Genomic DNA, 6,241 nt, shown 5'->3' on the forward strand with positions numbered 1-6,241 from the left:
TGAGATCGACCGGTTGAATAGGGACCTCACGGACATTCGCCTGTTGAAAGGGATTGAGGTCGATATTCTCGAAGACGGCTCGCTCGATTTGCCGGATGACGTGCTCGGTCGCTTAGACCTGGTGGTCGGCGCGGTTCATAGCCGCTTCACTCTCTCCAAGCAGAAACAAACCGACCGCATCCTGAAAGCCATGGACCATCCGCACTTTTCGATTCTGGCCCATCCCAGCGGCCGCCTTATCGGTCGCCGTGAGCCCTATGACGTGGACATGTTGCGCATTATCCGGAAAGCCCGGGAGCGCGGCTGCTTCCTGGAGGTGAACGCCCATCCGGAACGGTTGGACCTGACGGACATCCATTGCCAGATGGCGCGGGAGGAGGGGGTGCTGCTGGCCGTCAACAGCGACGCGCACAGCACGGCCGACCTCGATGACAGGAGATACGGTGTCGGACAGGCGCGGCGGGGCTGGCTCCAGAAGGCGGATGTTCTCAACGCGAGATCCTATGCGGAGGTGACACGATTGTTGAGACGGACGATGGAGCCCTGACGGTGCCGGACGGCTCATGTGGGGGCCAGTCGCGTGACGGTGATGAGATCGGAGGAGGGAAGACGATGACGGAACGAGCCGACCTGTTGGCGAAGGCGTCGAAACCGGCGGAAGACGCGTTGCGCCTGCACGCCTACTACAAGGGCAAGATGCAGACAATGCCGAAGTGTGCGATCCGGAGCCTGGAAGACTTTTCCGTCTGGTACACGCCCGGAGTGGCCGCACCCTGCAAGGCCATTCAGGCCGATCCTGATTCGATCTACGAGTACACAAACAAGGGGAACATGATCGCCGTCGTCTCCGACGGGACGCGCGTGTTGGGGCTGGGCGACATCGGCCCTGGAGCCGGATTGCCGGTCATGGAAGGCAAGGCGATGTTGTTCAAATATCTGGGCGGGGTGGATGCCGTCCCGATCTGTCTCGACACGAAAGATCCCGATGAACTCATCAGGACCGTCCGCTTACTCAGTCCGTCCTTCGGGGCCATCAACCTGGAGGATATTGCGATGCCCAAGTGTTTCCGGATTCTGCGCGAGCTGCGGGCGATCAGTCCGATTCCTGTCTGGCACGATGACCAGCAGGGGACCGGGACGGTGCTGCTGGCGGCGTTGATGAACGCGCTGAGCGTGGTGGGAAAAGACATGGGGCAGGTGCGCATTGCCATGATCGGCATGGGAGCGGCCAACGTGCCGACCTATCGATTTCTCACTGCGTGCGGCGCCGATCCCGCGAGAATCGTCGCCTGCGATGCGGGAGGCATCCTTGGAACTCACCGACGGGAGTACGAACAGGATTCGGCGTTCAGCGAGCAATGGAACGTGTGTCGTCACACCAATCCGGCCGGTGTACGAGGCGGCATCGAAGAAGCGTTACGAGGGGCCGATGTCTGTGTGGCCTTTTCGGCCGGCGGCATCATCAAGCCGGAATGGGTGAAAGGCATGGCGCGGGACGCCATTGTGTTCGCCTGTGCCAATCCCGTCCCCGAGATCTGGCCCTGGGAGGCGAAGGAGGCGGGCGCGCGCATCGTGGCGACCGGACGCAGCGATTTCCCCAACCAGGTGAATAACTCGCTCGTGTTCCCCGGCATCTTTCGCGGTGTGCTCGACGTGCGGGCGAAGGCCATTACCGACGAAATGGCGATCGCGGCGGCGCATGAACTGGCCCTGTGCGCCAGGGAGCGCGGCATCCATGAGGAGAGTATTCTGCCGACAATGGAGGAATGGCAGGTGCCGATGCGGCTTGCCGTGGCCACGGCGACCAAGGCCCAGGAACAGGGCTTGGCGACGGTTGCGAGAACGCGCGACCAGGTGCACATTCTAGCGGAATCGAAGATCCGTTCCGCGCATGAAGCGATGCGCGTGTTGCTGCGCGAGGGGCTGATCGTCGCGCCGTCGGCAGCGAGGGAGTGATGAGTGCAGTGGCGGCGGGAAGCGCGATGGCCGAACAGGGCTAGGCGCAGGATTGAGTGGTGATAGTCGGTAGCTAATTGGACAGAAAACGCCCGATGGGCTCGGTCCTCGAAAGGCCGCTCTCGGCCAAGCGAGGAAGTTCGGGATCGAGGTTGAACCGGCGTAAAGCGGTCTTCAGCTCTGCCGCATTGACGCTGCCCATCGGCCGCGCCGCTTTTTGGCGTCGGCTGGATGGGCTTGTTATGCGGCATTTAGCGGCTTGATGCGCGCCATATCTTTCTCAATTGCCTCCGAGGCATCCCACAGATCCACAGCCTGCTGGGCGTTCAGCCAGAATTCTGGAGTATTGCCAAACAGGCGTCCCAGCCGCAGAGCCATTTCCGGACTGACACTCCGGCGCTCTCGCAACACCTCATTAATCGACTGCCGCGAGACACCCACGGCTTCAGCCAAACCGGAAACGGTCAGTCCATAATCCGGCAAAAAGTCTTCACGCAGCATCTCGCCTGGATGGGTAGGCCGTCGCTTGCTCTTGGTTGTGTTCGGAATGCTCATCTTTCTCACCTCATTCAGTGGTAATCACAAACTTCGACATCATAGGCGTCGCCGGCCACAAACCGGAAGCAGATGCGCCACCGGTCATTGATCGAGATCGAATGTTGTCCCTTCGGTCGCCTTCCAGTGCATGAAGGCGATTGCCCGGCGAAACTTTCAGGTCATCCAGCCGCGTAGCCAAGTCGACGTACTCCAACTTGCGCGCAGCCCGTTTGGCAACATCCGTCGGAAACCGCTTGGCATTGCCTGTGGCGTATAGTTCCTGGGTGCGTCGATCCGCAAATGTCTTGATCATGCGTCAAGTGTAGTTCGTCACGTGACGCGTGTCAATCGATGGTTTGCTACCGCCTAACGTGTGCCATCAGGTGCGTGCGTCGCATGAAGCCATGAGCGTGTTGCTGCGCGAAGGGCTCATCGTCGCGCCGTCGGCAGCGAGGGAGTGATGAGTGCAGTGGGGCGGGAACTGCGATGGCCGAACAGGCCTAGGCGCAGGATTGAGTGGTAATAATCGGTATTCAATAGAACGGAAACCGTCCGATGAGCTCGGGCTTTGATAGGCTGCTCTCGGCCAAGTGCGGAAGTTCGGGGCTAAGATCGCACCGCCATCAAGCGGTCCTCGGTCCTGCCGCGGCAACGTCCTGGCTGGGCGTACGGTTGGCCCGCTGCGGGTCAACCGTACGCTCCGGCCAGTTGTTGGGTGATGTATTTCTCCCGCTCCTCCAAGAGAACTATCTGCTCTGGCTTTGGCTGCAACCCGTGATTGTGCTTCTGGATATTTGCAGGAAAATTGAACACAAGTGCTTCCACGACAGACCGGCGATTTTCTATTTTGCCACCGGAGTGATAGAAGTGATCTCGCGTCACGATGTTAAACTTCCCCCATAGCGATTCCACAAATTGGTTGGCTCTGTAGTCGTTGTGATGCCACGTTGAGAGAATAAAGCGGGCGGGGCTGGTAGACAGCAGGGCATGAAGTTGCCGTTCGTTGTCTTCCGTCCATCCGCTGTAGTAGTCAACATATCGGCCGATGTATGGAGGGTCACAATAGATGATGTCATCCTCCGTCGCCTCTTCGATAACCCTCTCAAACGATGATACGCGGAGCGTCCATTCGGGTTGAATCAAGCACGCGACATCATGGACTTGATTGACAATCTTGGTGATGTAGGCCGGAGCAAATCGCTCTGGTTTCTGACAGAATGGAATATTCCACTCCCCCTTCCGGTTGAAGCGCATCATTCCGTTGAATCCCGCGCGAGAGAGGAAGAGGAAGTCCAAGGGGTCAAAATTCTTGTTGAAACGATCCTTTACTGCGCGGAAATGGGCGTACCCCTTGTCATCCGCAGTCGCGAGGAGTCTGCCTTCGTCTTCGAGGAACTTCCGAACCGAGGCTGGGGTGATGACTTTGTCTTTGACCGCCTGATAGAACCCAATCACATGCGGATTGATATCGGCGAGAAGGGCTTTTCGGAATCCAGAGTTGAAGGCCACAACGCCCGTGCCAAGGAAAGGCTCAATCCATCGCCCCTTCATGGCTGGCACCAAAGCCTGAATCCAAGGAACAAGTTTCGTCTTGATCCCTTGGCTCTTGATCGGTGGAACAATTGTTCTGTAGGTCATTTCCGTTTCGGCAGCGATTCAATGTACTGGAAGTAGGTCGCAATGTTCTTGAACGGTGGATCATCCATGTCCAATGCCTTTGCCATGTCTCGTGTCATGTAGGCCTGCCAATACGCGTCGAATAATGCTTTGCCGTCCTTCTGCTTGGTAAAAGGTCCCTCACCTTTCAGGAGTTCATCGATAACAGCCGTTGATCCGATGTTCTTGGTGTTGCCGCTTCCTGGCCGATCTGTCGCAATCCGCCATTTTTCTTGCACGAAGAATTTGAAGTCTCTGACTACGGACATGATACGGGACAAGTCGCCAAGTCCGTAGGTCTTTCTTTCGTCGAGTTTGCTCTTGGCCACGATGTCCAAGATCACATCCGCGCTCACCGACAGTTCTGTCATTTGCTTCTGGAGAGCATCAAGTAGCGTTTTCTCCGTTTCGTCATCTGGTGTGGAAAGCTGGTCCTCCAATGCTTTTCTGATGTTGTTGTTTAGAGTAAAGCCTTTTTCCGCAAACTTGCGTTCACACTCGAATAGATCTGTCTTTGTGTAGACGATGCCTAGAACGTAGTGAGCGTCATATTCGCTGTACGGATACGTTATGTTCTTCGTGGACGTGCGATTGCGAAAATAGCCTGTGAATGCTCCGAGCGTAAGTCCGTTAATCCTTGTGGGGCCAGTGCGGTAACTGCTCTTCAGATCAAGCGCAATCTTGCGACCTGTCTTGCCGTGTACAAACGTAATGTCGGGGTAATGATTCTGATGAGTTGCCAAGTCCATCCCATAACCGTTGTCCGTCGCGAACTTGGCCAGAACGGGGAATATCATCAGCTCAATGATTTTCGATACGACCTTTGTGTCGGTGCTTATCGTGTAGATGTTCTTGTAGATGTCGATGAAGCCTTTGACAGTCCATTCCGACTTGTCAGTCGCGACGACGGCGAAGAAGTCCGTAAAGCATTTCTCCAAGGCGGCTTTGAACTCGTCCATACGCTGTTTCCTTTTTATCTTTTGCTTGCGTTTCATATTTGTCCTGTCACCCAACCATGTTTAAGCCGATCCGCATGAGCGCCGGATCTGCCATTTTTTATCTGTATCACACGCCACTTCTGTTCGTGAACAATACGCCATAATCGCCGTTGGTTCAATGAGTTGCGACTGAGGGTACTGTCCCAATTAGGGCGATTATCCCGAACTTGACTTAAGTCGATGCGCTCAGTATGTTTGGTTGGCTTTGTTAGCTAGCGTCATTGCCTTTGGGAGCCTGGGGGAAGCTTTTGCCCAACCCTACCGGCCCACCATAGAAGTATCGATACGTCGTCCACTGTTCCCTATCGAAAGCGTCCCAATACCGAATGTAACCAAAGAAAAACAGGGTCAGACGGCCATCGTCCAATTCTTGGACCTGATGAGGTGTCAATCTGAGTGCTTTATTTCGCACCTCAGTACGCGTAGTCTGCCCAGGACCCAAGATACCCTTTGTTCCCCCTCCCTGCGGCAACGCATCAGGATTCGTCACGTTCCAATGTTCTTCGTCGAAAGTCTCACCAATCATGACGCCATCCCAGGCCTGCCAACGGTAAGCGGGGGTCAGCCCATAATTCTTAAATGTGATGACAGCACTCGGAACGCAGCCAGGGCAAGCAGGGTCTTCAATTTTGGCGAGGTCAACACTGACATAAGCCCGCAATTGTCGCTTGGCGGTATCATTCGAAATCCAAGCCTGAACGCCAGCGAACCCCGCTGCGAAAGTTCCCGCAATTGCGGCGATAAAGGAAGCGATAAAGAATCCGTATTCCAGCCAGTGCTTTTTATTCTCTTGGGGTCCAGTCTGATGTGGGGCGGAATGTGGCTCTGCTATTTTACCGCTCGGACTCAGGGTGCATCGGTTGCCGCGCTCGGTGCCCTGTTGTTGTGTATTGGTTGGATCATGGGGGCATTTGGCGTTTTCCGACTGTGCCTTATTCTCCTTGGTTACCATAGCTCTGTTTCTTTTCTTTCGGTTTTTTCTTCCCATTGTGTCTTGCCATATTCCGTGGCTGAGCCCGCTGTACCGGTGGCGAACTCAGCAGCTTGCTATCGCGGCGCCAAAAATGTCCACGTTCTTGCGGTTGTTGTAGCGG

Annotated in this window: 7 protein-coding genes; 2 read left to right on the top strand and 5 right to left on the bottom strand. The window is 55.9% G+C overall.

Translation table 11 applies throughout. The features are described 5' to 3' along the window. Positions 1 to 547: PHP domain-containing protein (locus KF784_19240; GenBank protein MBX3121200.1), on the top strand; the 547-nt coding region annotated here is incomplete at its 5' end. A gap of 65 nt (positions 548 to 612) precedes the next feature. Further along, positions 613 to 1,956 (top strand): NADP-dependent malic enzyme, encoded by a 1,344-nt coding sequence (locus KF784_19245; protein MBX3121201.1) that lies wholly within the window; start codon positions 613 to 615, stop codon positions 1,954 to 1,956. A gap of 240 nt (positions 1,957 to 2,196) precedes the next feature. On the opposite strand, the gene KF784_19250 is transcribed toward KF784_19245, so the two are convergent. From KF784_19250 to KF784_19270, 5 genes are all read right to left on the bottom strand, one after another. Further along, entirely contained in the window at positions 2,197 to 2,511 is a 315-nt protein-coding gene (locus KF784_19250) for a HigA family addiction module antidote protein (GenBank protein MBX3121202.1), read from the bottom strand. A gap of 10 nt (positions 2,512 to 2,521) precedes the next feature. Continuing rightward, the gene (locus tag KF784_19255; GenBank protein ID MBX3121203.1) at positions 2,522 to 2,806 is read right to left on the bottom strand and encodes a type II toxin-antitoxin system RelE/ParE family toxin; all 285 of its coding nucleotides are present in this window, start codon (positions 2,804 to 2,806) and stop codon (positions 2,522 to 2,524) included. Positions 2,807 to 3,180: 374 nt separating this feature from the next. After that, on the bottom strand, positions 3,181 to 4,131 hold the full coding sequence (locus KF784_19260; protein MBX3121204.1) for a Dam family site-specific DNA-(adenine-N6)-methyltransferase: 951 nt from the start codon (positions 4,129 to 4,131) through the stop codon (positions 3,181 to 3,183). Next, positions 4,128 to 5,108 (bottom strand): hypothetical protein, encoded by a 981-nt coding sequence (locus KF784_19265; GenBank protein ID MBX3121205.1) that lies wholly within the window; start codon positions 5,106 to 5,108, stop codon positions 4,128 to 4,130. Before KF784_19265 ends, KF784_19260 begins: the two co-directional genes overlap by 4 nt. 247 nt (positions 5,109 to 5,355) lie before the next feature. After that, entirely contained in the window at positions 5,356 to 6,099 is a 744-nt protein-coding gene (locus KF784_19270) for a hypothetical protein (protein MBX3121206.1), read from the bottom strand. Positions 6,100 to 6,241: the final 142 nt, after the last annotated feature.

The organism is Fimbriimonadaceae bacterium (assembly GCA_019638775.1).
Lineage (GTDB): Bacteria > Armatimonadota > Fimbriimonadia > Fimbriimonadales > Fimbriimonadaceae > JAHBTD01.

Bases quoted from the DNA above. Each gene is read 5' to 3' on its own strand.
- KF784_19245 (MBX3121201.1), top strand. From the start codon at position 613: ATGACGGAACGAGCCGACCTGTTGGCGAAGGCGTCGAAACCGGCGGAA.
- KF784_19250 (MBX3121202.1), bottom strand. From the start codon at position 2,511: ATGAGCATTCCGAACACAACCAAGAGCAAGCGACGGCCTACCCATCCA.
- KF784_19255 (MBX3121203.1), bottom strand. From the start codon at position 2,806: ATGATCAAGACATTTGCGGATCGACGCACCCAGGAACTATACGCCACA.
- KF784_19260 (MBX3121204.1), bottom strand. From the start codon at position 4,131: ATGACCTACAGAACAATTGTTCCACCGATCAAGAGCCAAGGGATCAAG.
- KF784_19265 (MBX3121205.1), bottom strand. From the start codon at position 5,108: ATGGACGAGTTCAAAGCCGCCTTGGAGAAATGCTTTACGGACTTCTTC.
- KF784_19270 (MBX3121206.1), bottom strand. From the start codon at position 6,099: ATGGTAACCAAGGAGAATAAGGCACAGTCGGAAAACGCCAAATGCCCC.